At 68.3% G+C, this 26,015-nt stretch carries 27 protein-coding genes; 18 read left to right on the forward strand and 9 right to left on the reverse strand.

Annotated elements, in window-relative coordinates; genetic code table 11:
• Window positions 1–15 precede the first annotated feature (15 nt).
• Window positions 16–780 (reverse strand): phosphoribosyltransferase family protein, encoded by a 765-nt coding sequence (locus ACSQ9E_RS01750; protein ID WP_436216726.1) that lies wholly within the window; start codon window positions 778–780, stop codon window positions 16–18.
• A gap of 55 nt (window positions 781–835) precedes the next feature.
• Here ACSQ9E_RS01750 and ACSQ9E_RS01755 point away from each other — a divergent pair, with 55 nt between their 5' ends.
• From ACSQ9E_RS01755 to ACSQ9E_RS01790, 8 genes are all read left to right on the forward strand, one after another.
• A complete protein-coding gene (locus ACSQ9E_RS01755; protein WP_436216727.1) occupies window positions 836–1,744 on the forward strand; it encodes a class I SAM-dependent methyltransferase in 909 nt (302 codons plus the stop codon).
• Between the two features lie 149 nt (window positions 1,745–1,893).
• A complete protein-coding gene (locus ACSQ9E_RS01760; protein WP_057201833.1) occupies window positions 1,894–2,370 on the forward strand; it encodes a DUF2244 domain-containing protein in 477 nt (158 codons plus the stop codon).
• Window positions 2,371–2,430: 60 nt separating this feature from the next.
• On the forward strand, window positions 2,431–3,600 hold the full coding sequence (coxB, locus tag ACSQ9E_RS01765) for a cytochrome c oxidase subunit II (protein ID WP_057201834.1): 1,170 nt from the start codon (window positions 2,431–2,433) through the stop codon (window positions 3,598–3,600).
• Between the two features lie 30 nt (window positions 3,601–3,630).
• The gene (gene ctaD / locus ACSQ9E_RS01770) at window positions 3,631–5,265 is read left to right on the forward strand and encodes a cytochrome c oxidase subunit I (protein ID WP_436216728.1); all 1,635 of its coding nucleotides are present in this window, start codon (window positions 3,631–3,633) and stop codon (window positions 5,263–5,265) included.
• 11 nt (window positions 5,266–5,276) lie between these two features.
• Window positions 5,277–5,390, forward strand: coding sequence for a cytochrome oxidase small assembly protein (locus tag ACSQ9E_RS01775; protein ID WP_218885856.1), 114 nt, complete (start codon window positions 5,277–5,279; stop codon window positions 5,388–5,390).
• 24 nt (window positions 5,391–5,414) lie between these two features.
• A complete protein-coding gene (locus ACSQ9E_RS01780; RefSeq protein ID WP_057201836.1) occupies window positions 5,415–6,044 on the forward strand; it encodes a cytochrome c oxidase assembly protein in 630 nt (209 codons plus the stop codon).
• Window positions 6,041–6,280, forward strand: coding sequence for a DUF2970 domain-containing protein (locus ACSQ9E_RS01785; protein ID WP_057201837.1), 240 nt, complete (start codon window positions 6,041–6,043; stop codon window positions 6,278–6,280). The genes ACSQ9E_RS01780 and ACSQ9E_RS01785 overlap by 4 nt, the downstream gene beginning before the upstream one ends.
• A gap of 62 nt (window positions 6,281–6,342) precedes the next feature.
• Complete coding sequence (locus ACSQ9E_RS01790; protein WP_057201838.1) at window positions 6,343–7,224, forward strand: cytochrome c oxidase subunit 3; 882 nt, start codon at window positions 6,343–6,345, stop codon at window positions 7,222–7,224.
• An 89-nt stretch (window positions 7,225–7,313) separates the two neighbouring features.
• Here ACSQ9E_RS01790 and ACSQ9E_RS01795 read toward each other — a convergent pair whose 3' ends face one another.
• Window positions 7,314–7,547 carry a twin transmembrane helix small protein gene (locus tag ACSQ9E_RS01795; protein ID WP_057201839.1) on the reverse strand — a complete coding sequence of 78 codons (234 nt, stop codon included), beginning with the start codon at window positions 7,545–7,547 and terminating at the stop codon, window positions 7,314–7,316.
• 15 nt (window positions 7,548–7,562) lie between these two features.
• On the opposite strand from ACSQ9E_RS01795, the gene ACSQ9E_RS01800 reads away from it, so the two are divergent.
• From ACSQ9E_RS01800 to ACSQ9E_RS01820, 5 genes are read left to right on the forward strand one after another with little or no spacing between them, the layout of a single operon-like run.
• Window positions 7,563–8,330, forward strand: a complete 768-nt coding sequence (locus tag ACSQ9E_RS01800; protein WP_436216729.1) for an SURF1 family protein — start codon at window positions 7,563–7,565, stop codon at window positions 8,328–8,330.
• A complete protein-coding gene (locus tag ACSQ9E_RS01805) occupies window positions 8,272–9,024 on the forward strand; it encodes a hypothetical protein (RefSeq protein WP_057201841.1) in 753 nt (250 codons plus the stop codon). Before ACSQ9E_RS01800 ends, ACSQ9E_RS01805 begins: the two co-directional genes overlap by 59 nt.
• A complete protein-coding gene (locus ACSQ9E_RS01810) occupies window positions 9,021–10,211 on the forward strand; it encodes a COX15/CtaA family protein (RefSeq protein ID WP_436216730.1) in 1,191 nt (396 codons plus the stop codon). Before ACSQ9E_RS01805 ends, ACSQ9E_RS01810 begins: the two co-directional genes overlap by 4 nt.
• Window positions 10,208–11,107 carry a heme o synthase gene (cyoE, locus tag ACSQ9E_RS01815; protein ID WP_436216731.1) on the forward strand — a complete coding sequence of 300 codons (900 nt, stop codon included), beginning with the start codon at window positions 10,208–10,210 and terminating at the stop codon, window positions 11,105–11,107. The genes ACSQ9E_RS01810 and cyoE overlap by 4 nt, the downstream gene beginning before the upstream one ends.
• Before the next feature lie 11 nt (window positions 11,108–11,118).
• Window positions 11,119–11,727 (forward strand): SCO family protein, encoded by a 609-nt coding sequence (locus tag ACSQ9E_RS01820; RefSeq protein ID WP_057201844.1) that lies wholly within the window; start codon window positions 11,119–11,121, stop codon window positions 11,725–11,727.
• A gap of 66 nt (window positions 11,728–11,793) precedes the next feature.
• Here the strand turns inward: ACSQ9E_RS01820 and ACSQ9E_RS01825 are convergent, their stop codons facing one another.
• From ACSQ9E_RS01825 to ACSQ9E_RS01835, 3 genes are all read right to left on the reverse strand, one after another.
• Window positions 11,794–12,858 carry a Bug family tripartite tricarboxylate transporter substrate binding protein gene (locus tag ACSQ9E_RS01825; protein WP_436216732.1) on the reverse strand — a complete coding sequence of 355 codons (1,065 nt, stop codon included), beginning with the start codon at window positions 12,856–12,858 and terminating at the stop codon, window positions 11,794–11,796.
• A gap of 129 nt (window positions 12,859–12,987) precedes the next feature.
• Window positions 12,988–13,929 carry an RNA polymerase sigma factor RpoH gene (rpoH, locus tag ACSQ9E_RS01830; RefSeq protein WP_057201846.1) on the reverse strand — a complete coding sequence of 314 codons (942 nt, stop codon included), beginning with the start codon at window positions 13,927–13,929 and terminating at the stop codon, window positions 12,988–12,990.
• Between the two features lie 283 nt (window positions 13,930–14,212).
• On the reverse strand, window positions 14,213–15,178 hold the full coding sequence (locus tag ACSQ9E_RS01835) for a GlxA family transcriptional regulator (protein WP_057267997.1): 966 nt from the start codon (window positions 15,176–15,178) through the stop codon (window positions 14,213–14,215).
• A gap of 97 nt (window positions 15,179–15,275) precedes the next feature.
• Between ACSQ9E_RS01835 and ACSQ9E_RS01840 the strand changes: the two genes are divergently transcribed.
• Window positions 15,276–15,914 (forward strand): cysteine hydrolase family protein, encoded by a 639-nt coding sequence (locus ACSQ9E_RS01840; protein WP_436216733.1) that lies wholly within the window; start codon window positions 15,276–15,278, stop codon window positions 15,912–15,914.
• Window positions 15,915–16,080: 166 nt separating this feature from the next.
• Here the strand turns inward: ACSQ9E_RS01840 and ACSQ9E_RS01845 are convergent, their stop codons facing one another.
• Entirely contained in the window at window positions 16,081–17,538 is a 1,458-nt protein-coding gene (locus ACSQ9E_RS01845) for a TIGR01777 family oxidoreductase (protein ID WP_436216734.1), read from the reverse strand.
• A 5-nt stretch (window positions 17,539–17,543) separates the two neighbouring features.
• Window positions 17,544–18,197: a DUF4166 domain-containing protein gene (locus tag ACSQ9E_RS01850; protein WP_436216735.1), complete on the reverse strand. Its 654-nt coding sequence runs from the start codon at window positions 18,195–18,197 to the stop codon at window positions 17,544–17,546.
• A 186-nt stretch (window positions 18,198–18,383) separates the two neighbouring features.
• Here ACSQ9E_RS01850 and ACSQ9E_RS01855 point away from each other — a divergent pair, with 186 nt between their 5' ends.
• Together ACSQ9E_RS01855 and ACSQ9E_RS01860 are read left to right on the forward strand one after the other, a co-directional pair.
• On the forward strand, window positions 18,384–20,192 hold the full coding sequence (locus ACSQ9E_RS01855; protein ID WP_436216736.1) for a sensor histidine kinase: 1,809 nt from the start codon (window positions 18,384–18,386) through the stop codon (window positions 20,190–20,192).
• On the forward strand, window positions 20,176–21,564 hold the full coding sequence (locus ACSQ9E_RS01860; RefSeq protein ID WP_436216737.1) for a sigma-54-dependent transcriptional regulator: 1,389 nt from the start codon (window positions 20,176–20,178) through the stop codon (window positions 21,562–21,564). Before ACSQ9E_RS01855 ends, ACSQ9E_RS01860 begins: the two co-directional genes overlap by 17 nt.
• Here ACSQ9E_RS01860 and ACSQ9E_RS01865 read toward each other — a convergent pair.
• Complete coding sequence (locus ACSQ9E_RS01865) at window positions 21,561–22,466, reverse strand: LysR substrate-binding domain-containing protein (RefSeq protein WP_436216738.1); 906 nt, start codon at window positions 22,464–22,466, stop codon at window positions 21,561–21,563. The two genes, ACSQ9E_RS01860 and ACSQ9E_RS01865, sit on opposite strands and share 4 nt — an antisense overlap.
• Window positions 22,467–22,573: 107 nt before the next feature.
• Between ACSQ9E_RS01865 and ACSQ9E_RS01870 the strand changes: the two genes are divergently transcribed.
• Window positions 22,574–23,830 carry an SGNH/GDSL hydrolase family protein gene (locus ACSQ9E_RS01870; RefSeq protein ID WP_436216739.1) on the forward strand — a complete coding sequence of 419 codons (1,257 nt, stop codon included), beginning with the start codon at window positions 22,574–22,576 and terminating at the stop codon, window positions 23,828–23,830.
• A gap of 76 nt (window positions 23,831–23,906) precedes the next feature.
• Window positions 23,907–24,128, forward strand: a complete 222-nt coding sequence (locus tag ACSQ9E_RS01875; protein WP_436216740.1) for a DUF7661 family protein — start codon at window positions 23,907–23,909, stop codon at window positions 24,126–24,128.
• Window positions 24,129–24,142: 14 nt separating this feature from the next.
• Here the strand turns inward: ACSQ9E_RS01875 and ACSQ9E_RS01880 are convergent, their stop codons facing one another.
• Window positions 24,143–26,011, reverse strand: coding sequence for a diguanylate cyclase domain-containing protein (locus tag ACSQ9E_RS01880; RefSeq protein WP_428003706.1), 1,869 nt, complete (start codon window positions 26,009–26,011; stop codon window positions 24,143–24,145).
• Window positions 26,012–26,015: the final 4 nt, after the last annotated feature.

Here is a 26,015-nt window from a genome sequence, read left to right on the forward strand (position 1 = left end):
GGGCTTTGTAACAAATCATGGGAGGCTTGCGGTGTGGTCCCGGTGCGGTTCCGTGCGGGCCAACACCAGGGCGCTGATGGATGCCACGCCCGCCTCGCGCAACGTGGTGGCGGCGGCATGCAAGGTGGCGCCGGTGGTCATCACATCGTCGATGAGCACGATGCGCTGGCCCCGCAGGCCGGCGGCCCGGGCGGGCTCCACGGCAAAGGCGCCGCGCAGGTTGCGCAGCCGCTCGGCGCGCGTCAGTTGCGCCTGGTGTACCTTGGTATCGCCCGCCTGCAGCCGCAGCAGCATGGCGGGGTGTGCCTTGTGGGGTGACAACTGCCGGGCCAGCAGCAGGGCCTGGTTGAAGCCCCGCTCCCGCAACCGCTCGGGCGACAAGGGAATGGGCAGCACCAGGTCGGCCGCGTCGAGTGCCTGCGCCAGCCCAGGGCTGCCGCGCATCAGCGCTGCCAGTGTGGCGGCCCAGCCGGGGTCGGCGCGGAACTTGAAATCGGCCAGCACGCCGGACCAGGGGTAGGCGTAGTCCACGGCGGCGAGGCAGCGCTCGAAGACCGGTGGCGCGCGCAGGCAGGCGCCGCACACCGTGACTCCCTCGGGCACACGCAGGGCACAGTGGGTGCAGCGCGACACCGGCTGGGCGAAGCGGGCCGTACAGGCCTTGCACACGCGCGTGGCAGGCCAGGCATGACAGACGGCGCACTGGCTGGGCAGGGCGCCGGCCAGCGCCCTGAGCCTGCGCCCCACCCCCGATAGCCCTGTGAACGCCTTGAACTGCATGAGTCAATATACTCGTTGGGCCCCCGGTTCCTGCGTGGGGCCCGGTTCCTACGACATGCCCACAGAGCGCCCCCCCACGATCGATCCCCTTGCTGCTGCCCGCTGGCATGCCGCCGCGCCTGCCATGGCCCCCTGGCTCCACGAAGAGGTGGCCCGCCGCATGGAGGACCGCCTGCAGTGGATACGCCAGGCCCCCGCGTCCTGGTGCCACTGGGATCCTGTGCGCGGCGGCCTGCAGGGCCATGCGCTGGTGAGTGCCCGCTATCCCAAGGCCGCCTGCCAGGTGGCCGAGACCGCCGCTCACTGCGTGCCGGTGGCCGAGCAGGCGCTGGCCCGGCCCTGGTGGAGCCCGGCACGCTGGAGCGGCCCGGCGCCGCAGTTCGGCCTGCCGCCCGATGCCAGCGTGCAGATGCTCTGGGCCAACATGGCGCTGCACACGGCGGCCGACCCGCAGGCCCTCATCGGCCAGTGGCACCGCGCGCTGGCGACCGACGGCTACCTGATGTTCTCCTGCCTGGGGCCCGACACCGCGCGCGAGCTGCACGGCGTGTATGCCGCGATGGGCTGGCCGCCGGCCGGCCATGCCTTCACCGACATGCACGACTGGGGCGACATGCTGGTGCACGCCGGCTTTGCCGAGCCGGTGATGGACATGGAGCGCATCACGCTCACCTTCGCCACGCCCGAGCGCCTGCTGCAGGAGCTGCGTGAGCTCGGCTGCAACCTGCACCCTGACCGCTTTGGCGCCTTGCGCGGGCGCGGCTGGCGCGAGCGCCTGCATGCGGCGCTGGTGGAGCACCTGGCCGACCCTGCGCAGAACGGACAGTTGGCACTGACTTTCGAGATCATCTACGGCCATGCCTTCAAACCTGCGCCGCGCCTGAAAATGAGCGCCAGCAGTGCCGTTTCGCTGCAGGACATGCGGGCCATGCTGGCCACAGGTACAGGTAGAAGTACCGGGTAGGCTCGTGTCAATGACATGGAACAAGGCACGCTACAATTCAGGGTTATTGGGATTTCGGGCATCTTCCCGCGCAACGTAGCGGGCTGCGCATACCGCGCCAGTGGCTTTTCTGGTGTGGTCTGCAGCCGGCAGTCTTGTGGGCACCTCCGGTGACAGGCTTGGTTTTTCGTTTTGCCACTGTCTCGGGTCAGCGCATCGATTGGCGCCTGGCCCGCAACTGCTCGGTCACCCCCGCGCAGATGGGCTGGATGTACCTGTCGCTGTGTTCGGTTTCACTGGGCATTGCAACGTTCTTCTGGATGCTCGGGGCCCGTCTGGTCATGCCCTTCGCATGGCTGGAGATGGTGGTGGTTGGGTTGGCATTCGCCATGTACGGACGTCATGCGGCCGATGGCGAGAGGATTTCACTGCAGGGCTCGCGCCTGGTGGTGGAGTTGGAGACAGCAGGCAAGCTCGAGCGCGCCGAATTCGACCGGAGCTGGGTTCGCGTGGAACCCAAGACCGGCGACCGGTCGTTGATCACCTTGTCTGCACAGGGCCGATCGGTGGAAGTGGGGCGCTACGTGCGCCCCGAGCTTCGGCCGGCCCTGGCATCGGAGATACGCATGGCCTTGCGCGCAGCCTGACCCCACGCAGGCGCGCCAGCAGGGATTGGTTAATTTGAGGCTTAGAAGTAAATGAGAACTATGAAGAGCATTTCCAACAAGCTGGCTTCTCTGCTCCTGATCGCCGGTGCATGGGTGGGCGGCGTGGCCCATGCCGTTCAAGACCTGCCTGGCGGTCCCGCAGTCAACCAGCTCAATCTGCACCCCCCTGTCACCAGGATTGCAGAGGAGCAGCATTTCCTGCACTGGATGATGCTGGTCATCTGCACGGTGATCTTCGTAGCCGTCTTCGCCGTGATGTTCTATTCCATCTGGAAGCATCGCAAGTCCAAAGGCGCCAAGGCGGCCAATTTCCATGAGTCCGTGACCGTGGAAGTGGTCTGGACCATCATCCCCTTCATCATCGTGATCCTCATGGCCCTGCCCGCCACCAAGGTGCTGGTGGCCCAGAAGGACACGACCAATGCCGACCTGACCATCAAGACCACGGGCTACCAGTGGAAGTGGGGCTACGACTACATCACCGGCGAGGGTGAGGGCCTGGCCTTCATCTCCACGCTGGACAGCAGCCACCGCGTGATGTCCGACAGCGGCAACGTCAAGGACGCGCCCGCCGACTACCTGCTCAAGGTGGACAACCCGATGGTGGTGCCAGTCAACAAGAAGATCCGCATCATCACCACCGCCAACGATGTGATCCACGCCTTCATGGTGCCCGCCTTCGGCATCAAGCAGGATGCGATCCCCGGCTTCGTGCGTGACACCTGGTTCCGCGCCGAGAAGATCGGCGACTACTACGGCCAGTGCGCCGAGCTGTGCGGCAAGGAGCACGCCTACATGCCCATCCATGTGAAGGTCGTGTCCGCCGAGGACTACACCACCTGGGTTGCTGCCCAGAAGAAGAAGGCCGCCGCCAAGCTTGACGACCCGACCAAGGTCTGGACGCTGGAAGATATCACCAAGCGTGGCGAGAAGGTCTACGCGGCCAACTGCGCCGCCTGCCACCAGGCCAACGGCAAGGGTGCCGGCCCGATCAAGCCCCTGGACGGCTCGGCCATCGTGCTCGACACCGACCATGCCAAGCAGATCCAGATCCTGCTCAAGGGCGCGGCCAACGGCGCCATGCCTTCGTGGGCGCAACTGAGCGACACGGACATCGCCGCCGTGGTCAGCTACACCAAGAACAACTGGTCCAACAAGACCGGTCAGCTGGTGCAGCCTGCTGAAGTCCTGGCCCAGCGTGGCAAGTAATCACCGCCCCATCGCATTGAGGAGTACAAAATGAGCGCAGTTCTCGACGACAAGCATGGGCACGCAGGCGACCACGCACACGACGACCATGGCCACCACGGCCCCACCGGCTGGCGCCGCTGGGTGTACGCCACCAACCACAAGGACATCGGTACCCTGTACCTGCTGTTCGCCTTCACCATGCTCATGGTCGGCGGCATCCTGGCCCTCTTGATCCGCGCCGAGCTGTTCCAGCCCGGCCTGCAGCTGGTGAACCCCGAGCTGTTCAACCAGCTGACCACCATGCACGGCCTGATCATGGTGTTCGGCGCCATCATGCCGGCCTTCGTGGGCTTCGCGAACTGGATGATCCCGCTGCAGATCGGCGCATCCGACATGGCCTTTGCGCGCATGAACAACTTCAGCTTCTGGCTGATGATCCCGGCAGCGCTGATGCTGGTGAGTTCGTTCTTCATGCCCGGCGGCGCCCCTGCTGCCGGCTGGACGCTGTACGCACCGCTGACCCTGCAGATGGGCCCCTCCATGGATGCCGGCATCTTCGCCATGCACATCCTGGGCGCCTCGTCCATCATGGGCTCGATCAACATCATCGTCACCATCCTGAACATGCGCGCCCCCGGCATGACGCTGATGAAGATGCCCATGTTCGCCTGGACCTGGCTGATCACCGCCTACCTGCTGATCGCCGTGATGCCCGTGCTGGCCGGCGCCATCACCATGACGCTGACGGACCGCCACTTCGGCACCAGCTTCTTCAACCCCGCCGGCGGCGGCGACCCGGTGATGTACCAGCACATCTTCTGGTTCTTCGGCCACCCCGAGGTGTACATCATGATCTTGCCGGCCTTCGGCATCGTCAGCCAGATCGTGCCCGCCTTCGCGCGCAAGAAGCTGTTCGGCTACGCCTCCATGGTGTATGCCACCTCGTCCATCGCCATCCTGTCGTTCATCGTGTGGGCCCACCACATGTTCACGACCGGCATGCCCGTGACCGGCCAGTTGTTCTTCATGTACGCCACCATGCTGATCTCCGTGCCCACGGCCGTGAAGATCTTCAACTGGATCGCCACCATGTGGCGCGGCTCCATGACGTTCGAGACCCCCATGCTGTTCGCCGTGGGTTTCATCTTCGTGTTCACCATGGGTGGTTTCACCGGCCTGATCCTGGCCATGGCGCCCATCGACATCCAGCTGCAGGACACCTACTACGTGGTGGCCCACTTCCACTACGTGCTGGTGGCCGGCTCGCTGTTCTCGATGTTCGCAGGCGTGTACTACTGGCTGCCCAAGTGGACCGGCCACATGTACTCCGAAACGCGCGGCCAGATCCACTTCTGGGGCTCGCTGATCACCTTCAACGTGACCTTCTTCCCGATGCACTTCCTGGGCCTGGCCGGCATGCCCCGCCGCTATGCCGACTACCCCATGCAGTTTGCCGACTTCAACGCCATCGCTTCGGTGGGCGCCTTCGGCTTCGGGCTGATGCAGGTGTATTTCTTCCTGGCCGTGGTGCTGCCTGCCATGATGGGCAAGGGCCCTGCTGCCCCCGCCAAGCCATGGGACGGCGCCGAAGGCCTGGAATGGGAAGTGCCATCGCCCGCACCGTTCCACACCTTCGAGACCCCACCCAAGCTGGACGCCACGGCAACCCGCGTGATCGGCTGAACACCATGCCCATGACCCCCGAACAAAAGAAGAGCAACCTGCGCCTGGGCCTGATCCTGGCCTCCGTGGCTGCGGTGTTCTTCATCGGGTTCATGGTCAAGATGGTCCTCCTGTCCTCGCGCTGAAGAGAAGACACAGGGCTCCATGCCATGAACCTGCGCCACGAAAACGCCAAAATGGTGGGCAAGCTGCTGGTGATTGCGGCCGGCATGTTCGCCTTTGGCTACGTGCTGATCCCCATCTACAAGCACATCTGCGAGATGACGGGGATCAACATCCTGTCGCTGTCCGAGCGCCAGGTGCCCGGCAACGGCGTGGCCGGCAAGGACGTGAAGGTGCCCGCCAACACGCAAGTGGACAAGAGCCGCACCATCACCGTCGAGTTCGACGCCAATTCGCGCGGGCCGTGGGACTTCAAGCCCGCGCAGCGCTCGGTGCAGGTGCACCCTGGCGAGCTGACGACGGTGATGTACGAGTTCCAGAACGTGCAGAACCGCCGCATGGCCGCCCAGGCCATCCCCAGCTACGCACCGCGCCAGGCGGCAGCGCACTTCAACAAGCTGGAGTGCTTCTGCTTCAACCAGTATGTGCTGGAGCCCGGCGAGAAGAAGGAATGGCCCGTGGCCTTCGTGATCGACCCGCGCCTGTCCAAGGACGTCACGACGATCACGCTGTCCTACACCTTCTTCGAGGTGGGTGGCAAGACGCCTGCGGCGCCCGAATCCACGGCTGCAGCGCCCGCGCTGCAGCACCCTGCCGTCGAAGGAGCCGGATCATGACCGACAAGCCTCTACCGCACCCCGCTGAGCCCGTGGCACCCTCGCCGGTGCAGCGCAAGGGTTCGCTGCTGCGCACCATCCGTGCGGTGGCCTGGTCGTTCATCGGGCTGCGCAAGGGCAGCGAATATGCGCAGGACGTCGAGAAGCTCAACCCGGTGCACATCATCGTGGTCGGGCTGGTGGCGGTGTTCCTGCTGGTGATTTCATTGATCACGCTGGTGAACGTCATTGTCTGACGCTGCCAGCCAAGTGTTCCCGCGATTACGATAACAAAAGATTTTGAGATTCAGGAGCTGAAATGAGTGCATCGACCCACGGAACGACCCCGTACTACTACGTGCCCGCCGAGTCGCGCCACCCGGTGATGGCGGCCATTGGCCTGTTCTTCGTGATCCTGGGCGCGGGCCAGTGGATCAACGGCCACGACTGGGGCAAGTACTCCCTGCTGCTGGGCATGGTCTGGTGGCTGTTCGTGCTGTACCAGTGGTTCGGCGACGCCATCCGCGAAAGCCAGGGCGGCCTGTACGGCCACAAGATCGACCTGTCGTACCGCTGGAGCATGAGCTGGTTCATCTTCTCCGAAGTGATGTTCTTCGGCGCCTTCTTCTCGGCCCTGTGGTGGGCGCGCGCGCACTCGGTGCCGGCCCTGGGCAGCCTGGACAACGCGCTGCTGTGGCCCGACTTCAAGGCCGTGTGGCCCAGCCTTGCCGCCGGCGTCACGGCATCGCCCGCCGGCATCGTCGAGCCCTTCCAGACCGTGGGCCCCTTCTGGCTGCCCACCATCAACACCGCGCTGCTGCTGACCTCGGGCGTGACGCTGACCATCGCCCACCACGCCCTGCGCGAAAACCACCGCGGCAAGACCATCGCCTTCATGTGGGCCACGGTATTGCTGGGCTTCGTCTTCCTGTGCGTGCAGGGCTACGAGTACTACCACCTGTACACCGACCTGAACCTGAAGCTCAGCTCCGGCGTGTTCGGCTCCACCTTCTTCATGCTGACCGGGTTCCACGGCTTCCACGTGTTCCTGGGCATGCTGATGCTGCTGTTCATCACCCTGCGCCTGCAAAAGGGCCATTTCACCCCCGAAAAGCACTTCGGCTTCGAAGGCGCCGCCTGGTACTGGCACTTCGTGGACGTGGTCTGGCTCGGCCTGTACGTTCTGGTCTACTGGATGTAATCCGGCGCGGCCTCCAAAGAAAAAAGCGCCGCGAGGCGCTTTTTTTGTGCCGGCCGAAGCCCGCGAAGGCGTTCCGTTCCGTCGGGGCTTCAGCGCGAGGCGGCAGGCAGGCCGGTGGGCTGGATATAGCCCAGTTGCCATGCGACGAGAATGCACAGGAACAGCGCGATGGAAAGCCCCACCCGTATGGCCAGCGCCCACGCCATGCGGTGGCCCTTGGCCTTGTCGGCGCCGGCATCCTTGCCGCCACGCATCATGAAGAACAGGGCCGAGGCCAGGCTGGCCAGAATGGCGATGAAGGCCAGCACAACGAGGTATTTCATGGAGCACATTATCCTGTGACAAGCACGCGACGCGCCCTGGGCCCGCTTTTCTGGCTGATTCTGATCGCGGCCCTGGCCTCCATGCTGGCCACGGCCTCGCTCGGGCGCTGGCAACTGGCGCGCGCCGCCGAGAAGGAGGCGCTGCAGGCCCGCATTGACGAGCGCACGCGCCAGCCGGCCATCGACGGCCGCTCGCTGCTGGCCCCGGCCGGGCCCGAGGCGCAGCAAGCGCTGGTACACCGCTCCGTCGCGCTGCAAGGCCGCTGGCTGCCCCAGCACACGGTGTACCTGGACAACCGGCAGATGCAGGGCCGCCCCGGCTTCTTCGTGCTCACCCCCTTGCAACTGGTCGATTCCAATGCGGTGGTGCTGGTGCAGCGCGGCTGGGCGCCACGCAATTTCCAGGACCGCATGCAGCTGCCGCCAGTGCAGACACCGGATGGCACGGTGCAGGTCGCGGGCCGCGTAGCGCTGCCGCCTTCGCGCCTGTACGAGTTCGAGGGCGGCGATAGCGCCAAGGGGTCTTCCCGCATCCGGCAAAATCTCGACCTGGCTGCCTTTCGGGCAGAGACGGGCCTGGCGCTGGCGCCCCTCACGGTCTTGCAGACCGGGGATGCTGCGGAAGGGCTGTCGCGCGACTGGCCCGTCATCGGCGCGGGCGTCGACAAACACTACGGTTACGCATTTCAATGGTTCGGGCTCTGCGGCCTGATTGCACTTCTCTATGTCTGGTTCCAAATCGTCCGACGCTTCATTCGCCCACGCAGCCAGCCAGGCACCTGAGCAGCACAGCAACGGCGGGGCCCACCCGCTGGGCCTTACCGTGCACAGCCTGCCCGAGGCGCGCGATGCCGTGGCCGGCACGCAGCGCACCCGCCATGGCCGGCTGAAGATGCTGGGCGTGCTGCTGATCTGCGCGGCGCCCGTGGTCGCCTCGTACTTCACCTACTACGTCATCCGCCCCGAGGGCCGCCGCGTCTACGGTGAACTGGTCAACCCCCAGCGCCCCATGCCCGAGCTGGTGGGCACCGCGCTGGACGGCAAGCCCGCGCTCCTGGCCTCGCTCAAGGGCCAATGGCTGCTGGTGAGCGTGGCCGGCGGCGACTGCAACGACGCCTGCCAGAAGCACCTGTACCTGCAGCGCCAGCTGCGCGAAACCCTGGGCAAGGAAAAGGACCGCGTGGAATGGGTCTGGCTCGTCAACGATGCCGCCCTGCCGCCCCCGCTGCTGGCCCCGGCCCTGCAGCAGGCCACCGTGCTGCGCCTGCCCCCCGAGGGCGTAGCGGCCTGGCTGGCCCCCGCCGAAGGCCATGCGCTGCAGGACCACCTCTACGTGGTCGACCCCATGGGCAACTGGATGATGCGCTTTCCCGCTGCGATGGACAGCAGCGGCGCGGCCAAGGCCAAGCGCGACCTGGATCGCCTGCTGCGTGCGTCCTCCTCGTGGGATGAGGCCGGCCGGCCCGCCAAGCCATGACCGACGCACAGCCCCTGTACGACCTGGCGCCGCTGGCCCGGCTCATGCTGCTGGGCGTGCTCATCGCCCTCGGCCCGCTGGTCTGGGTCTGGCTGCGCAACCGCAACAGCACGCCGCTCAAGCGCCTGCAGGCGCTCACCGTGCTCACGCTGTTCCTCACCTTCGACCTGGTGCTGTTCGGCGCCTTCACCCGGCTCACCGATTCGGGCCTGGGCTGCCCCGACTGGCCGGGCTGCTACGGCAACGCCAGCCCGGTGGGCGCGCACGCCGACATCGCGGCCGCGCAGGACGCCATGCCCACGGGCCCGGTCACCCACGGCAAGGCCTGGGTGGAGATGGTGCACCGCTACCTGGCCACGGGCGTGGGCGTGCTCATCATCGTGATCACGGTGTCCTCCTGGGTGCAGCGCCGACAGGCCAGGCGCCAGGGCGTGGCCGAGCCACCCATCAGCCCCTGGTGGCCCACCTTCACGCTGTTCTGGGTGTGCCTGCAGGGCGCGTTCGGAGCGCTCACGGTCACCATGAAGCTCTTCCCGGCCATCGTCACCCTGCACCTGATCGGCGGCCTGGTGCTGCTGGCCCTGCTGTGCGTGCAGGCCGTGCGCCATGCCCACTGGGCGCAGGGCAGGGTGGCCGAGCGCATCGCGCCCGCACTGCGCCAGGGCCTGGTGTGGGCCACCGTGCTGGTCACCGTGCAGATCGTGCTGGGCGGCTGGGTGAGCACCAACTACGCGGTGCTGGCGTGCACCAGCTTTCCGACCTGCCAGGGCAGTTGGTGGCCGGCCATGGACTTTGCCCAGGGCTTCCAGGTCTGGCGCCAGCTGGGCCTGCTGCAGGACGGTAGCCACATCAGCTTTGCCGGCCTCACGGCCATCCATTACGTGCACCGGCTGATGGCCTATGTGGTGCTGGCCGCGCTGCTGGCGTTGGTCTGGCGCCTCTACAAGGCAGCCGTGCTACCGGTACAGGCGCGCTGGCTGCTGGCGCTGGCGCTGGCACAGCTGGCCACTGGCCTGTCGAACGTGGTGCTCGGCTGGCCCCTGCTGGCCGCCGTGCTGCACACCGGCGGTGCGGCCGCCATGGTGGTGGTGCTGACCTGGGCGCTGGCGGCCAGCCGCGCGGCCACCGCACCGCAACGAGACGAAACCCCAGCGCCTTCGCGCGCATCGAGAAGAGTGTCCGCATGAGTGTCGCCCCCGCCCTTTCCTCGCCGCCCTCGCGCGTGGCCCAGTTCTATGCCCTCACCAAGCCGCGCGTGGTGCAGCTCATCGTGTTCTGCGCGCTCATAGGCATGGTGCTGGCCGTGCCCGGCATGCCCACCGCGCCGCAGTTCGGCCTGATGGTGATCGCCTGCGTGGGCGTGTGGCTGGTGGCCGGTGCCGCTGCCGCGTTCAACTGCATCGTCGAGCAAGGCATCGACGCCAAGATGAAGCGCACGGCCTGGCGCCCCACCGCCAAGGGCGAGCTGTCCAACTCGCAGACCCTGCTGTTCTCGGCCGTGCTGTGCGGCGCCGGCTCGGCCTTGCTGTACTTTGCCGTCAACCCGCTGACCATGTGGCTCACCTTCGCCACCTTTGTCGGCTACGCCGTGGTCTACACCGTCATCCTCAAACCGCTCACGCCGCAGAACATCGTGATCGGCGGGGCCTCGGGCGCCATGCCGCCGGTGCTGGGCTGGGCGTCGATGACGGGCGACGTGGGCCCCGAGGCGCTGATCCTGTTCCTCATCATCTTTTTGTGGACGCCGCCGCACTTCTGGGCCCTGGCGCTGTACCGGGTCGAGGACTACCGCAAGTCAGGCCTGCCCATGCTGCCTGTGACGCACGGCAACGAGTTCACGCGGCTGCAGGTGTTTCTCTACACGCTGATCCTGTTCGCCGGCTGCCTGATGCCCTTCATCTACGGCATGAGCTCGTGGATCTACCTGGTGGCGGCTGTGGTGCTCTCCGCGGGCTTCTGCGGCTATGGCTTCGCGCTGTGGCGCAACTACTCGGACGCGCTGGCGCGCAAGACCTTCCGCTTTTCCCTCATCCACCTGAGCGTGCTGTTCGCCGCGCTGCTGGTGGACCACTACGTGCTCTGAACGACCACACCATGCACAAACGACATGCTCTCCGAATGATCGCCATGGGCGCAACCGCGCTCGCTGGCAGTGCGCTGCTGGGTGCCTGCTCCGAAAAGAAGCTGGAGTTCCGTGGCGTGGACGTCACCGGCGCCGACTACGCCCGCGACCTGCCGCTGACCGACCACAACGGCCAGGCACGCAGCCTCAAGGACTTTGCGGGCAAGGTGGTGGTGGTGTTCTTCGGTTTCACCCAGTGCCCCGACGTCTGCCCGACCTCCATGCAGGAGCTGGCCGAAGTCAAGAAGGCCCTGGGCAAGGACGGCGAGCGCCTGCAGGGCATTTTCGTCACCGTTGACCCGGACCGCGACACCCCCGAGGTGCTCAAGGCCTACATGGCCAACTTCGACCCCACCTTCCTCGCGCTGCGCGGCACGCCCGAACAACTGGCCGCCGTGGCCAAGGACTTCAAGATCTACTACAAGAAGGTCGAGGGCAAGACCCCCACCAGCTACAGCATGGACCATTCGGCCGGCAGCTACATCTACGACCCGGCCGGGCGCCTGCGCATCTACAGCCGCTATGGCAGCGGCGCCCAGGCCCTGACCGAGGATGTGCGCGCGCTGCTGAGCGCCGCCTGAACGCACCCACAAAAAAGCCCTCCGTCGCCGTTGCAGGCGTGGGGAGGGCCGTTGGGGCCGGTGGGCTTATTCCGCCTTGATCCCGCGCATGGCGATCACGCCGCCCAGCAGGTTGGTGTCCGCCTTGATGCGGTTGGCCAGGCCCTCGGGTGAAGTGCCCACCACCTGCCAGCCCTGCTGGAACAGCTTGCTGCGCACGTCGGGGCTGCGCGCGATCTCGCTGATCAGTGCCGCCACCTTGGCCTGGATGGGCTTGGGCATGGTGACCGGGGCGGCGAAGGCGTTCCAGATTTCCAGGTTGTAGTTGGTGATGCCGGCCTCTGCCAGGCTCGGCACGTCGGGCACCAGCGGGCTGCGGCCGGCGGAGGTGACGCCAATGGCGCGCAGCTTGCCCGCCTTGATCTGGGCCTGGGCCAGGGCCGGCGGCAGCAGCGCCATCTGCAGCTGGCCACCCAGCATGGCCGTGGCCACCTGGGGGTAGCCAGGGTAGGGCACATGCACGGGGTTGATGTTGCTGCGCGACTTGAGCAGTTCGGTGCCGATGTGGCCCACGGTGCCCACGCCGGGGGTGCCATAGCTCCACTTGTCGCCGCCGTTGCGCGCGGCCACGAAGAACTCGCGCGCATCGGCCGTGGCCGATACGCCGGGCTGGCTCACGGGCGCGGTCAGCACCAGGGGCGAGGTGCCGATCAGGCTCAACGGTGCCAGGTCCTTGATGGGGTCGTAGGGCACGGCGGGGTTGAGCATCTTGGCGATGGTCATGTTGCCGTTGATCATCAGGCCGATGGTGTGGTCGTCGCGCGCCTTGGCCACGGCGTCGGCGCCGATGTTGCCACCCGCACCCACCTTGTTCTCGACGATCACCGGTTGGCCCAGCGCCTTGGACAGGGGCTCGGCGATGGTGCGCGCCGTGAGGTCGGGCGACGAGCCGGCCGGGAAGCCGACGATGATGCGCACCGGCTTGGTCGGCCAGGCCAGGGGGGCTGCCGCTGCTGCTGGCGCGGCGCCGACAGGTTTGGCTGCCGGGGCTTTTTGCGGGGTCTGTTGGGCAATGGCCCAGGGCGACGACAGGGCAGCGAGCGCGAGCGCAAGCGCGGCACGGCGGGGAACAACAGGGCGTGACAAGAGCATCTCCTTGGAATTTATCGTCCGGAGGCGGAAGGGCAAAAGAAAAGGGCCCCGACGGGGCCCTTTCTCGAAGGTACTTCAGCCGCGAAGCAGCGATGTTAACGCGGCCTCTGTGCCAAAGCGTGGCGCTGCTTATGCGTATTCGGCCAGCGTCTTCTTCATCTTCTTCATCGCGGCGACCTCGATCTGGCGGATGCGCTCGGCGCTCACGCCGTACACGGCTGCCAGTTCGTGCAGCGTCATGCCGCCCGAACCATCGTCGTTCACCTTGAGCCAGCGCTCCTCCACGATGCGGCGGCTGCGCTCGTCCAGGCTGGACAGGGCGGTGGCGATGCCATCGGTGGCCAGGGAATCGCGCTGGCGCGACTCGATCATGGCCGTGGGTTCGTGCGCGGCATCGGCCAGGTAGGCGATGGGGCCGAAGGCCTGCTCGCCGTCATCCGAAGGGGCCGGGTCGAGCAGCACGTCGCCGCCCGACATGCGGGTTTCCATCTCGATGACTTCTTCGCGCTTGACGTTCAGCTGCTGCGCGACCGAGTCGATTTCGCTCTCGGAGAGGGTGTCGCGGTGCGTCGCAGCGTCGGCAGCGGCCGCGTCGGCCTTGAAACCCTGCTTCATGGACCGCAGATTGAAGAACAGCTTGCGCTGGGCCTTGGTGGTCGCCACCTTGACCATGCGCCAGTTCTTGAGGATGTACTCGTGGATCTCGGCCTTGATCCAGTGCATGGCGTAGCTCACCAAGCGCACGCCCTGGTCGGGATCGAAGCGCTTGACGGCCTTCATCAGGCCCACGTTGCCTTCCTGGATCAGGTCGCCATGCGGCAGGCCATAGCCCAGGTACTGGCGCGAGATGGAGACCACCAGGCGCAGGTGCGACATCACCAGCCGGCCGGCGGCGTCCAGATCGTTGTTGTCCTTGAGCGCGCGTGCATAGGACTGCTCTTCCTCGTGGGTGAGCAGGGGCAGGCGGTTGACGGCCGAAATATAGGCGTCCAGGTTGCCCAGCGGGGGCACCAGCGCCCACGGGTTTGCGGGCGCCAAAGTCGTCGTAGCGGTTCCAGATTGAATGTTCATTCCGGGAATCCTTTCCTCTAAGGCATGATATTAGCACTCTCTTGGAGTGAGTGCTAAGGCCGAAGTTCCCCCTGCTTTTTCTGGGTGCTTTGGCAGGGATTTCGATGCCCTGACCGTCTCTGGCCGGGGCCAGGTACTGGCTGTCCCTTGATCGGACCTTTGCACTAGCCAATGAGTCTAGGCGGGTCGATTCGTGTCACCTGTAGGAGCCGAGGCCGGACGATTGTGGTGAACCAGAGGCTGATGGCGCTCGCTACCCAGCCGTTCCCGCGGCTCCCCACCCTCAGGTCGTGCGGAACTGCCTGCGGTACGCCAGGGGGGAGACCTTCATGGCCGCAGCAAAATGCTGGCGCAGCGAGGCCGGGGTGCCAAAGCCTGCCTGGTCGGCCACCGCGTCGATGGATTCCTCGGTGGTCTCCAGCAGGCGCTGGGCCAGGGCCAGGCGCTGGTGCAGCAGCCACTGGCCGACGGTGGTGCCCATGGCCTCGCGGAAATTGCGGGTGAAGCTCCGGCGACTCATGAGGGCGCGCTGTGCCAGGGCGTCCAGGTCGTGCGGCTGCTGCAGGTTCTGCAGCATCCAATCGACCACGGGACTCAGGCGGTCGCGTTCGGGCGCGGCGCGCACCGGGGTCTCTATGTACTGTGCCTGGCCACCCTGGCGGTGCGGGGCCACGACCATGCGGCGGGCTGCTCGGTTGGCCGCATCCGCACCGTGGCGCATACGCAGCAGGTGCAGGCAGCAGTCGATGCCGGCAGCGGTGCCTGCGGACGTGAGCACGTCGCCGTGGTCCACGTACAGCACCTCGGGCTGCAGCACCACCTGCGGGTAGCGCTCGGCAAATCTCCCGGCCAGGTACCAGTGGGTGGTGGCCGTACGCCCCTCCAGCAGGCCCGCCTCGGCCAGCACGAAGGCCCCCAGGCACAGGCCCACGATGGTGGCGCCGCGGCGGTGGGCACGGCGCAGCGCGTCCAGCAACTCTACGGGTGCCGCCCGGGTGTCGTCGAACCACGAGGGCACGACGATGATCTGCGCCCGGCGCAGTATCTCGAGCCCATGCGCGACATGGATCGCAAAGCCCGCGTTGGTGCGCAGCGCGCCGGGCACCGCGGCGCAGACCGAGAGCGCGAAGCGGTGGCGGCGGTCCTCGTCGCGGTCCTCACCGAAGACCAGGCAGGGCACCGACAGGTGGAAGGGGCTGATGCCGTCGAAGGCGACCACGGCGACGGTTTCGGGCTGGCGGGCGATCATGGCCCGATTCTATCGATGATTGGCATTCGGGCCGCTATCGGCCAGGCGTGTCGCTGCCTAAGATCCAATCCATCGCAACCCAATGGAAACACCGACCATGTCCAACCCACCCCGCCGCGCCCTCATCGTCATCGATGTGCAGAACGAATACTTCGAAGGCGGCCTGCTGCCCATCGAATACCCGCCCGTGGCGCAAAGCCTGCCCAACATCCTGCGCGCTATGGACGAGGCCCATGCGGCCGGCGTGAGTGTGGTGGTCGTGCAGCACCATGCGCCCAAGGGCGCGCCGGTGTTCCAGGCCGATGCGCACAATGGCCAGCTGCACCCCGAAGTGGCGCGCCGCCACCGCGACCACCTGATCACCAAGGCCACGCCCAGCGCGTTCACGGGCACCGACCTGGCGCAGTGGGTCGCCGACAACGGCATCGACACGCTCAGCATTGCCGGCTACATGACGCACAACTGCGATGCGTCCACCACATTCGAGGCCATGCACCGCGGGCTGGCGGTGGAGTTCCTGTCGGACGCCACGGGCGCGTTGCCGTACGAGAACGAGGCCGGCTACGCCAGCGCCGAGGAGATCCACCGGGTCTTCAGCGTCGTCTTCCAGAGCAATTTCGCGGCGGTGGCCAGCACTGAGGGCTGGCTGGCTGCGGTGCGCGATGGGCAGGCCCTGGCCAAGGACAACGTCGTGGTGTCGAACCAGCGCGGCCGTGCACGCGCAGCACGCGCCTAAGAGGCTGAGAATATTTCGTCCATGTCCGCCTTGCACGCCAAAACACCCCGGCTCGTCGTTGCAAATGCTCGCCATAGCCCGAGCTATGGCTGTGCTTCGCGCCTAGATCCGGGGCGTTGTGACGCGCCTTCCGGGCACGGTCAAAACATTCCCAGCCTCTGTGCCCTCACCCGGCCAGGTCGCGCAGCGCCCCGGCCAGGGTCGGGTGCTGGAACCGGTAGCCGGCGTCCAGCGCAGCTCTGGGCACCAGGTTCTGCCCGTCCAGCAGCAGCGTGGCCATTTCGCCCATGAGCCAGCGCAGTGGCGCCCCGGGCATGCGCAGGAAAACCCTGCCGCCGAAGGACTGCGCGAGGGCGCGGCTGAAGCCCTCCTGCGACGGGGTGTCCGGCGCCACGGCGTTGACCGCACCCGCCAGCGCCTGGTGTTCCAAACCGAAGCGGATCAGCCCCAGTGCATCGTCGAGGTGGATCCACGGGGCCGGTTGCCGGCCGGAGCCGAGCACGGAGCCCATGCCCAACCGGGCCGCCAGGGCCAGCATGGGGTAGGCCCCATCGCCCCGGCCGAGCACCACGCCCAGGCGCAGCCGGACCACGCGCACGCCCAGGGCCTCGGCGCGCCGGGCCTCGTGCTCGATGGCCACGCACAGGTCGGACTGGAACTGGCCAGGCTGGGGCGGGCCATCCTCGGTGAGTGCCTCGCCAGACAGAAGGTTGGCCGCACCGTAGTAGCCCACCGCCGATGCGCTGACCAGCACCTCGGGCACCTGCTGCAGCCGCCGCATCAGCTGCACCAGGGCCTGAGCCACCTTCACCCGGCTGTCCAGCAACTCACGCCGCCGTGCCGCCGTCCAGGGCCGGCCTACCACCCGCGCCCCGGCAAGGTGAACCACGGCGTCGATGCGCGTCTCGGACGGAATCTGGTCCAGGCTCTCCACCACCCACACGCCCTTGCCGAACAGGGCCTGCGCCTGCCGTGCGTCGCGCGACAGGGCGATGACGCGCCGGCCATCGGCCTGCAACTGCCGCACCAGGGCACTGCCCACAAAGCCGGTGGCGCCGGTGACCAGCACCGTCGGCCCCCGGGACGGTGTATTGGCCATAAGGGAGGGCGATGACTCCTGCAGCGCGGCAGACTGCGCCAGCCGACGCACGGCGCGCACATTGCGCACGCTCCAGGCAAGCACGCCCAGGCCATACAGCGTGAAAAGCCAGGAGATCCAGCCATGCGGGCGAAAGTGCAATGCGGTGTTCATGGAGGCCCAATCATGCAGCACCGGCACCATCAGCGCCACGAAGCCCCCGTAGCTGATGGTCAGCACCGTGTGCAGCAGGCGTTCGAGCGGCGGCAGCCGGCGCGTGCGGTCTTCTTCCAGAAAGTCGGCCAGCGTGACCCCTATTTCCGCCGCCAGGACCAGCGCCAGCACGCCGGCCATGGCGCCGCGCCATTCGAACCAGGCCAGGCCCAGGAAAACCAGGCCGTACAGCGCCTCGCGCGCCGCATGCAGCGCCAGCTCGTGGCGGGCCGAAACGCGCTGCGGCAGGCGGGCCTGCCACTCGTGGTGCCAGAGGTTGTCGAAGGCGCCCAGCACCGACTGGACGGACATGAGGATGAAAACGGCCTGCATGGTGGTCATTCGACTTGGAGGGGATCGGTGAAGATGCCCGACTGGTGGAAGGTCTCTCCCCACAGCGGGTGCCGCATCGACAGCGTGAAGCGGAAGTCGCCACCGCCCAGGTCGGTGTGGGTCACGCGGCACTGGCCGGGCGACAGCCACTGCGGGACGGGGATGCGCAGCGGCCCCAGCGCCAGGAAGAAGCGGCGGCTCTGGAAGACCAGCGTGCCGTTCTCCTCGAACACATCGAGCGCCATGGCCAGACCGCCGTCCGTGCGCTCGGTCAACTGGCCTTCTGCTCCGGGCTCCTTGGTCGAGCGCACGATGGCCGCCCCGGTGGCGCCATTGGCGGCCTCGCCGAACACCCGCTCCCACACCACCCCGCCCTGGCCATTGCCGCGCACCCGCACGGTGGCCGCCAGGCCCCGGGCCTGCAGGCTGGTGAGCGGGCTGCCGAAGGCGCGCGACAGGCTGGCGTAGATGCGGCCGATGGCGGAGCAGCGCAGGTCCATGCGGCCGGCGTAGTCCACGTCCGGGTGGCCTGCACCGAAGCGTCGGCGCACGGCGGCCGGCAGGCGGGCCCAGCCCGCGGCGCCCACGTAGTCGGCCAGGTCGAGGTGGCGGGCGGCGTCGGCTGCGGGGGCGAAGGAGGTCAGGGCGGTGGAGGGCATGGCGGGTTTCCTGTGGGTTGCTTGATCCCTCTTCTGCGAAAACCGGGCCAACCCTCCACACCACTGCAAGTCGTTGATTCATTGGACTTTTCACCAATGGCCTGCATACTTCGTTTACAGTGCGCGCAGGCTATGTTGTCAACGCTGGCAACAGGTCACCCCCTCGCCGGCACCGCTTTTCATCCCATGCTTATCCGCGCCGTCCTCGGCTTCTCCATCATCGAAACCCTGGCCCTGGCGGGCATGCTGCTGTGGTGGGCCGACCGGGTGGCCGGCGCCCGGCTGCTGGCCGCCTTCCTGAGCGGCATTGCGCTGTGGATGGCGGGCAACGAGCTGCCCAACTGGCTGGGGCCAGGCAGCGGCGACATCGCCATGGCGATGATCGGCTTCTCGCCGCTGACGTCGGCGTTCTTCTTTCACTTCTGCGTGGTGTTCTGCGGTGTGCGGCTGCCGCGCTGGGGCGTGGTGGCGGCGTACCTGCTGGGGGGCTCGGCCACCCTGGCCGTGCAGCTGCTGACGCCGGGCGCCCTGGTCTGGCGCGAGCACGTGGGTCTCATCGCCATCGCCAACACCGTGGGCATGGTCGCCAGCATGGCCTGGGTGCTGCTGGGCCTGGGCGGCATCGCCGTGCTGCTCACAGCGCTGGCGCGCGCCCGGCGCCCGGCCTTCAACCAGATCGCGGCGGTCACCGCGTCCTGCCTGTGGGGCGTGGGCTGCCTGTCGGGCTACGGCATCGTGGTGCTCGACTTGCCGCTCTACCCCTTCCCCCTGCTGGGCATGCCGCTCTACCCGGTGATCCTGGTCTACGGCATCCTGCGCTATGGCGTGTTTGTGTCCAACGCCTGGGCGCGCCGCGCGCTGGCCTGGGCCCTGCTGCTGGCGCTGGGGGCGGTGGTGGTGGCGCTGACGCCGCTGCTGCCCATCGAGTCGCGCTGGATCGGCGGCTTCGTGGTGGCCATCAGCTGCATCGCGCTCAACGGGCCCGTGCGCCAGTTCGCCGAGCGCCTGGTGTACCCGGGCGGTGCGGTCTCGGCCGGCGACCTGCAAGTCTGGCGCCAGGCGCTGCAATCGGCCGACAGCATGGCGGCGCTGGAAAGCGAAGCCAGCACCCTGCTCAGCCGCCGCACGGGCACCGAGGTACGGGTGCTGCTGGGCGCTGAGGGCGTGCAGCCCCCGGCGGCCGCGCCCTGCCTGCTGGGCGCGCCCTCCAGCCAGGGGTGGACGATCACGCTGCACGGCTGGGAGGCCGCGCCCCCTGGGCCGCGGCGCGTGGCCGAGCTCTTCGGCACCGTGGTGGCCGATGCCGCCGAGCGCGTGGCCCAGGGCGAGCAGATCGCCGCGCGCGAACGCGAGCGCCAACTGCAGGCGCGTCTGGCCGAGCTCGGCTCGCTGGCAGCCACCGTGGCGCACGACATCCGCAACCCGCTGAACATCATCGCCATGGCGGTGGCCACGGCCTCGCCCGACGTGCGCCGCGAGGTGGCCGGCCAGGTGGGCCGCATCGCGCACCTGAGCAGCGACCTGCTGGACTACGCCAAGCCCTGGAAGCTGGTGCCCCAGCGCTACGACCTGGCGGCCCAGGTGCGCGCCGCCGCCGGCCGACTGCCGCACTGCACGCTGGGGGCCGCGCTGCAGGCGCCGCTGCTGATCGACGGCGACTCGCGGCGCGTGGAGCAGGCACTGACCAACCTGCTGGAAAACGCGCGCGCCGCATCCGGTGCCGACACCCCGGTCGCCGTGCACATCGACGCCGAGCAGCGCGCCGATGCCGTGCTGCTGCATGTCTGCGACGACGGGCAGGGCGTGCCCGAGGAAATTCGCCACCGGCTGTTCGAGCCCTTCGCCTCGCGCAGCCCCGGTGGCACCGGCCTGGGCCTGGCCATCGTGGCGCGCACCCTGGCCGCCCATGGGGGCTCGGTGGCGCTCACACAGCGGCCGCCGTGGACCACCTGCTTCACTCTGACCTTCCCCCTCAAAGATGCAAACCCCTCCTGACGCTGCAGACCGTGGCCGCATCCTGCTGGTCGACGACGAGCCGGCCTTCCAGCGCCTGGGCGCCAACTTTTTGCGCGGGTTGGGCCACGAGGTGGTGGTTGCCGGCGACGCCGAGCAGGCCCTGGCCGCCTTCGCCTCGCAACCGGCGCCCGATCTGGTGCTGCTGGACCTGGCCATGCCGCCATCGATGGACCCCGAGGCCGGGCTGGCGCTGGTGCCCCGCTTCGCGCGGGTGCCGGTGATCGTCTGGTCCGGCCACGGCGACCACGAGCTGGCCCTGCGCGCGGCCGAACTGGGCGCCTGGGACTTCCTGACCAAGCCCATCGACCCGGACATGCTGCGCTTCGTCATCGCGCGCGCCATGCGCAAGGCCAAGCTCGACGCCGAGCTGCGCAGCCTGCGCGCAGCGCAGGCCGGCGACGACGACATGGGCCTGGCCGGCCAGGCCCATGCCACCGTGCAGCTGCGCGCCATGGTGCGGCGCGTGGGGCCCACGCGGGTCAGTGTGCTGGTGCTGGGGCCCACCGGCAGCGGCAAGGAGCTGGTGGCGCGCGCCCTGCATGCCTGCAGCCCGCAGTCGGCCAGCGCCTTCGTCGCCATCCACTGCGGCGCGCTGTCGGCCGAGCTGCTGGAGAGCGAGCTCTTCGGCCACCTCAAGGGCAGCTTCACCGGGGCCTACCGCGACCAGCCGGGCCTGGTCGAGGTGGCCCATGGCGGCACCCTGTTCCTCGACGAGGTGGGCGAGATGCCCCCGCCCATGCAGGTCAAGCTGCTGCGCTTTCTGCAGGAGGGCAGCTTCGTGCCCGTGGGCGGGCGCAGCCAGAAGAAGGCCGAGGTGCGCGTGGTGGCCGCCACCCACCGCGACCTGGAAGCCATGGTGCGCGACGGCAGCTTTCGCGAAGACCTGTACTACCGCCTCAAGGGCGTGGTGCTGCGCACCCCCGCGCTCAGCGAGCGGCCGGCCGACGTGCCGCTGCTGGCCACCCGCTTCCTGCACCGCGTGGCGCCGCGTGCCGGCCTGTCGGGCAATGCCCTGGCCTGGCTGGCCGCGCGCGAGTGGCCGGGCAATGTGCGCGAGCTCAAGGCCCTGGTCGAGGCCGCAGGCGCGCTGCTGCTCAAGGACCAGAGCGAGGTCGATGCACCGCTGCTCCGGCTGGCCGCAGGCGAGGCGGACGAGGAGCATGGCGCCACCGAATCCGCAGCCCCGCTGGAAGGGCTGGGGCCGCTCGACGCAGCGCTGGCCGAGCTGGAGCGCCGGCTGGTGCGCGATGCCATGCAGTCGGCCAGCGGCAACCAGTCCGAAGCGGCGCGGCGCCTGGGCATTTCGCGCGTGGGGCTGATCAAGAAGCTGGCGCGGCTTGGACTTCGTTAGGGCGCTGCCTTGGCCTTGCCCGGTAGCCGCGCCACGCGCTCGCTCAGAAACTCCACCAGTACGCGCACGCGCTGAGGCTGGTAGGGGCGCGCGGCGTAGAGCAGGTGGGCCTGCTGCGCCGGGCCCGTGTACCTGGGCAGCACGCGCACCAGGCGGCCATCGGCCAGCAGGTCTGCCACCATCCAGGTGGGCTGCAGCGAGATGCCGGCACCGGCCAGCACGCTGTCGAGCAGGGCCACGGCGTGGTTCACGCGGTAGCGGCTGTGCACCGGCACGCTCACGGGGCCGGCAGGGCCCTGCAGCAGCACGCCGTCGTCACCGGCCGCATAGCGCAGGTAGCCGTGCGCCAGCAGGTCCTGCGGCTGGCGCGGCCTGCCGTGTGCAGCCAGGTAGGCGGGCGAGGCCACCAGCACGCGCGGCCAGGTGCCCAGGTGGCGGGCGACCAGGTCCGGGGGCAGGGGGCCGCCCAGGCGCAGCGAGACGTCGATGCGCTCCTCCAGCGGGTGGATGAAGCGGTCGTCCAGCACCAGCTCCAGCGAAACGTCAGGGTAGGTGGCGAGGAACTCACCGGCCATGGCATTGAGCCGGCACTGGCCCAGCGCCACCGGTGCGCTCACGCGCAGCAGGCCGCGGGGGTGTGTGGTGCGCTGGCGCACGTCGGCCACCGCCTCGTCGTAGCCCTCCAGCATGCGCCGCGCATGCTCGTGAAAGCGCTGGCCTTCTTCCGTCAGGCTCAGCCCCGCCGGGGCGCGGCGCAGCAGGCGCACGCACAGCGACTGTTCCAGTCCGGCCACCAGCTTGCTCACCGTGGGCTGGGTGGTGTCCATGGCGCGCGCCGCGCCCGACAGGCTGCCCAGCTCCACGCTGTGAACGAAGGCGGCAAGCGCGCGCAGGGTGTCCATGGGTATTCCGATATCGAATGGGTGGAATGCCATTTTGCCGTCTGTTCATGGATCGCGGAATGCAAGACAGTGGGCCCTTCTTTCAGCCCCCACGAGGATCGACCGACATGAACAAGCCCTGGAATCTCACCGCGCACCTGCGCCGCGCCGTCCTGGCACTGGCCATGGCTGCCGTCACGCTGCCCGCAGCCGCCGAACACTGGAGCCCGAGCTGGATGGCTGCCACCCAGCCGCTGTGGGGCGGCGACTTCATCCTGTCGCTGGGCCTGCCCTTGCAGTACCAGCAGCAGACCATCCGCCAGGTGGTGCGCCTGAGCGTGGGCGGCACGCAGTTGCGCGTGGTGCTGAGCAACGAGGGCAGCGCGGTGCCGCTGTACATCGGCGCGGCCCGCGTGGCGCGCCATGCCCGGGGATCTGCCACCGTGCCGGGCACTGACCGCCCGCTGCTCTTCGGCGGCCAGGCCGCCACCGTGGTGCCGCCCGGTGCGCTCTGGGTCAGCGACCCGGTGGACCTGCCCCTGCCCGCGCTGGCCGAGGTCGCAGTATCGCTGTACCTGCCACGGCCCAGCCAGCCTGCGGGCTTTCACTTCGATGCGCGGCAGACGGCCTATGTGGCCAATGGCGACCACACGGCGGCCCTGCAATTGCCCGAATCGGCCACCGAGTGGAGCACCCGCGCCTACGTGATCGGCCTGGTGGTGCAGACCGCCACGCCGCCGGCAGCCGTGGTCGTGCTGGGCGACTCGCTCACCGATGGCAACGGCGCCACGCCCGGTGCCCACGTGCGCTGGCCCGATGTGCTGGCCGAGCGCCTGGCGGGGCAGGGCGTGGCCGTGCTCAATGCCGGCATCTCGGGCGGGCGCCTGCTGCGCGACGGCATGGGCCGCGCCGGCCTCACGCGCGCCGCGCAGGACGTGTTCGGCCAGCCGGGCGTGCGCGCCCTCATCGTGCTGCTGGGTACCAACGACATCGGCTGGCCCGGCGGCCCCTTCGCGCCCGAAGAGCGTGCCGTGCGCGCCGACGAACTGGTGCAGGGCTACCGCCAGCTCATCGCCATGGCCCGCACCCACAACGTGCGTGCGGTGGGCGGCACCATCCCGCCGTTCGGCGATGCGCTGGCCGGCACGCCGCTGGCAGGCCACTACTCGCCCGAAAAGGACGCCGTGCGCCAGGCCGTGAACCGCTGGATCCGCGAGGCCGGCGCCTTCGACGCGGTGGTGGATTTCGACGCGCTGCTGCGCGACCCGGCCCGTCCCTCGCACCTGCGCGCGGCCATGGACTCCGGCGACCACCTGCACCCGGGCGATGCGGGCTACCGGGCCATGGCCCAGGCCATCAACCTGGAGGCGCTGCTGGGCTGGTGAGGGTTGCTCCACCAAGAACCTGCTACAACCCCCGGACGGCCTGCGCTCTGGTCGCGACGTTTTTCTGGAGGAGCCGATGTCCCACCACCCCCGCTTCAACGTCTTCGGCCGCATCGTCGAAGTGCAGCGCCAGGGCGCGCAGTGGCAGTCCTATCTGATCGGCATGGACGGCAAGCGCGCACCGGCGGGCTGGGTGGTGCCCGACTTCATCGAGGCGGATGAGCTGGCCCAGTACCTGGCCGATCTGTTCCATGAAAGCGCCATGCCGCACAACGGCGAGGTGCATCGGATCAGCTAGGATGCGCGCGCAGATCAGCCCGCATCAGCCAGGTACACATACAGCCGGTTGCGCCCCATGGTCTTGGCCTGGTACATCGCGTTGTCGGCCTGGCGCAGCACCTCGTCCACCGTCTGGGTGTGGCCGGACACCAGGCTCACCCCGATGCTGGCTTCGCAGTGGTAGGGCTCGCCTGCAAGCGCGTACGGTTCGCGCAGCGCTGCCAGCATGTTTTCGCCCACCGCCCGTGCCTTGGCCGTGGCCTCGGGGGCTTCCTTGCCCAGGCTTTGCAGCAGCACGACAAATTCGTCCCCGCCCAGGCGGGCCACGGTGTCCTGCTCGCGCACGCAGGTGCGCAGGCGCGTGGCCACCTCGCGCAGCAGCAGGTCACCCATGGCGTGGCCGCGGCTGTCGTTCAGGGCCTTGAAATGGTCCAGGTCCACGAACAGGGTGGCGGCGATCTGGCCGCTGCGGCTGCTGGCGGCCATCACCTGCTCCAGGCGGTCGGTCAGCAGGCGACGGTTGGGCAACTGGGTGAGTGTGTCGTACAGGGCCAGGTGGCGCGCCTCCTCCTCGGCCGCCTTGCGCCGGGAGATGTCGATGTCGATGCAGAACATCTCTGGCTCCTGGCCTGGCACGTGCACATAGGCGTGGCTTGAAAACACATCCACCGGTGAGCCATCCTTGCGCTGCAGGCGCAGCTCGCCTGCGGGGATGGGCTCGCCCGAGCTGAACATGTGCGCGACCTGGGCCGTCACGGCATCGTGCATGGGAGCGGGGATGATCAGCTCCAGCAGGTTCCTGCCCAGGGCCTCCTGTTCGGTGTAGCCGTACAGTTCTTCCGACGCCTTGTTCCAGTACGTGGTGGTGCCGTCTGCCCGGTAGCCCTGCACCGACACCGAGGGGATGCCCAGCAGCAGCGAGCGAAAGCGCAGCTCCGATTCGTGCAGCGCCTGCTGCGCCTGCCAGCGCTCGGTGATGTCGCGCGCCAGAAAGAGGGCGGCTGCCTGGCCATCCACCTTCGTGCCCAGGGGCTGCGCCCGCCCTTCGAAGTACCGAATGCCCGATGCGGTGTACACCGTGTACTCGAGCTTGCGCGGCACGCCCGCAGCCAGCGTGTCCTGCAGCAGCTGCACCAGCCGCTGCGCCTCACTCGAGGGCAGTACATCGTGCATGCGCTGCCCGACACGCTGGGGGGCCCCCGCAGCATGCACGCCGTCGTTGCGCGAGAACAGCTCCATGCAGCGGCCCTTGCTGTCGAGCACCATCAGTGCATCGGGAATCGCCAGGGTGATGGCCCGCAGGCGGGCAGCACTGCCGGCCAGGGCGAAGTCGGTGGCCTGGCGCTGCTCCACGTCGCGCAGCAGCACACCCAGCAGGGCGGTGGCGACCGGAAAGATCATCAGGTAGGGAACGGCGACGGTGTCGTTGATGCGCGCCGCCACCTCGGCCGGCAGCCCCTGGAACAGCCCCACCACGGCCAGGTGCAGCAGCACGCCAAAGACCAGCAGGGGCCAGATGCCCACGCCCAGGTGCCAGCGGTGGCGCGCATAGCGGTAGGCCAGGCCGGCGGCCACGCAGGTGGTGATGGTCAGCACCCCGATGAAGGCCCCTGCGCCGCCCAGCCACAGCCGCCAGCCGGCCGCCATGGCCCCGGCCACCAGGGCCACTGTGGTGCCGCCGAACAGGCCCGCCATGCACAGCACCACTGAGCGTGCATCGATGATGACGCCCGGGGCAATGGTCAGGGGCGAGAGCATGCCCACGATGCAGATGCCGCCAAACAGCAAGCCCGAGAAAGCTTTGCCCACCCGTGGCTGCCTGCGCCACAGCCGCAGGTTGGCCCCGTGCAGAAAGCATAGGGCGAGCAGCAGGGCTGCGCCTTTGACCAGTTCGACGAACAAGGAA

This window comes from Acidovorax sp. LjRoot118, assembly GCF_964253575.1.
Taxonomy (GTDB): domain Bacteria; phylum Pseudomonadota; class Gammaproteobacteria; order Burkholderiales; family Burkholderiaceae_C; genus Acidovorax.

Coding starts and splice junctions, on each gene's coding strand:
- ctaD (WP_436216728.1), top strand. CDS start 3,631: ATGAGCGCAGTTCTCGACGACAAGCATGGGCACGCAGGCGACCACGCA.
- ACSQ9E_RS01865 (WP_436216738.1), bottom strand. CDS start 22,466: ATGGACACCCTGCGCGCGCTTGCCGCCTTCGTTCACAGCGTGGAGCTG.
- ACSQ9E_RS01875 (WP_436216740.1), top strand. CDS start 23,907: ATGTCCCACCACCCCCGCTTCAACGTCTTCGGCCGCATCGTCGAAGTG.
- ACSQ9E_RS01840 (WP_436216733.1), top strand. CDS start 15,276: ATGTCCAACCCACCCCGCCGCGCCCTCATCGTCATCGATGTGCAGAAC.
- ACSQ9E_RS01835 (WP_057267997.1), bottom strand. CDS start 15,178: ATGATCGCCCGCCAGCCCGAAACCGTCGCCGTGGTCGCCTTCGACGGC.
- ACSQ9E_RS01805 (WP_057201841.1), top strand. CDS start 8,272: ATGTCTGGTTCCAAATCGTCCGACGCTTCATTCGCCCACGCAGCCAGC.
- ACSQ9E_RS01755 (WP_436216727.1), top strand. CDS start 836: ATGCCCACAGAGCGCCCCCCCACGATCGATCCCCTTGCTGCTGCCCGC.
- ACSQ9E_RS01785 (WP_057201837.1), top strand. CDS start 6,041: ATGACCGACAAGCCTCTACCGCACCCCGCTGAGCCCGTGGCACCCTCG.
- ACSQ9E_RS01850 (WP_436216735.1), bottom strand. CDS start 18,197: ATGCCCTCCACCGCCCTGACCTCCTTCGCCCCCGCAGCCGACGCCGCC.
- ACSQ9E_RS01750 (WP_436216726.1), bottom strand. CDS start 780: ATGCAGTTCAAGGCGTTCACAGGGCTATCGGGGGTGGGGCGCAGGCTC.
- coxB (WP_057201834.1), top strand. CDS start 2,431: ATGAAGAGCATTTCCAACAAGCTGGCTTCTCTGCTCCTGATCGCCGGT.
- ACSQ9E_RS01775 (WP_218885856.1), top strand. CDS start 5,277: ATGACCCCCGAACAAAAGAAGAGCAACCTGCGCCTGGGCCTGATCCTG.
- ACSQ9E_RS01855 (WP_436216736.1), top strand. CDS start 18,384: ATGCTTATCCGCGCCGTCCTCGGCTTCTCCATCATCGAAACCCTGGCC.
- ACSQ9E_RS01860 (WP_436216737.1), top strand. CDS start 20,176: ATGCAAACCCCTCCTGACGCTGCAGACCGTGGCCGCATCCTGCTGGTC.
- ACSQ9E_RS01795 (WP_057201839.1), bottom strand. CDS start 7,547: ATGAAATACCTCGTTGTGCTGGCCTTCATCGCCATTCTGGCCAGCCTG.
- ACSQ9E_RS01825 (WP_436216732.1), bottom strand. CDS start 12,858: ATGCTCTTGTCACGCCCTGTTGTTCCCCGCCGTGCCGCGCTTGCGCTC.
- ACSQ9E_RS01845 (WP_436216734.1), bottom strand. CDS start 17,538: ATGCAGGCCGTTTTCATCCTCATGTCCGTCCAGTCGGTGCTGGGCGCC.
- ACSQ9E_RS01780 (WP_057201836.1), top strand. CDS start 5,415: ATGAACCTGCGCCACGAAAACGCCAAAATGGTGGGCAAGCTGCTGGTG.
- ACSQ9E_RS01790 (WP_057201838.1), top strand. CDS start 6,343: ATGAGTGCATCGACCCACGGAACGACCCCGTACTACTACGTGCCCGCC.
- ACSQ9E_RS01810 (WP_436216730.1), top strand. CDS start 9,021: ATGACCGACGCACAGCCCCTGTACGACCTGGCGCCGCTGGCCCGGCTC.
- cyoE (WP_436216731.1), top strand. CDS start 10,208: ATGAGTGTCGCCCCCGCCCTTTCCTCGCCGCCCTCGCGCGTGGCCCAG.
- ACSQ9E_RS01820 (WP_057201844.1), top strand. CDS start 11,119: ATGCACAAACGACATGCTCTCCGAATGATCGCCATGGGCGCAACCGCG.
- ACSQ9E_RS01870 (WP_436216739.1), top strand. CDS start 22,574: ATGAACAAGCCCTGGAATCTCACCGCGCACCTGCGCCGCGCCGTCCTG.
- rpoH (WP_057201846.1), bottom strand. CDS start 13,929: ATGAACATTCAATCTGGAACCGCTACGACGACTTTGGCGCCCGCAAAC.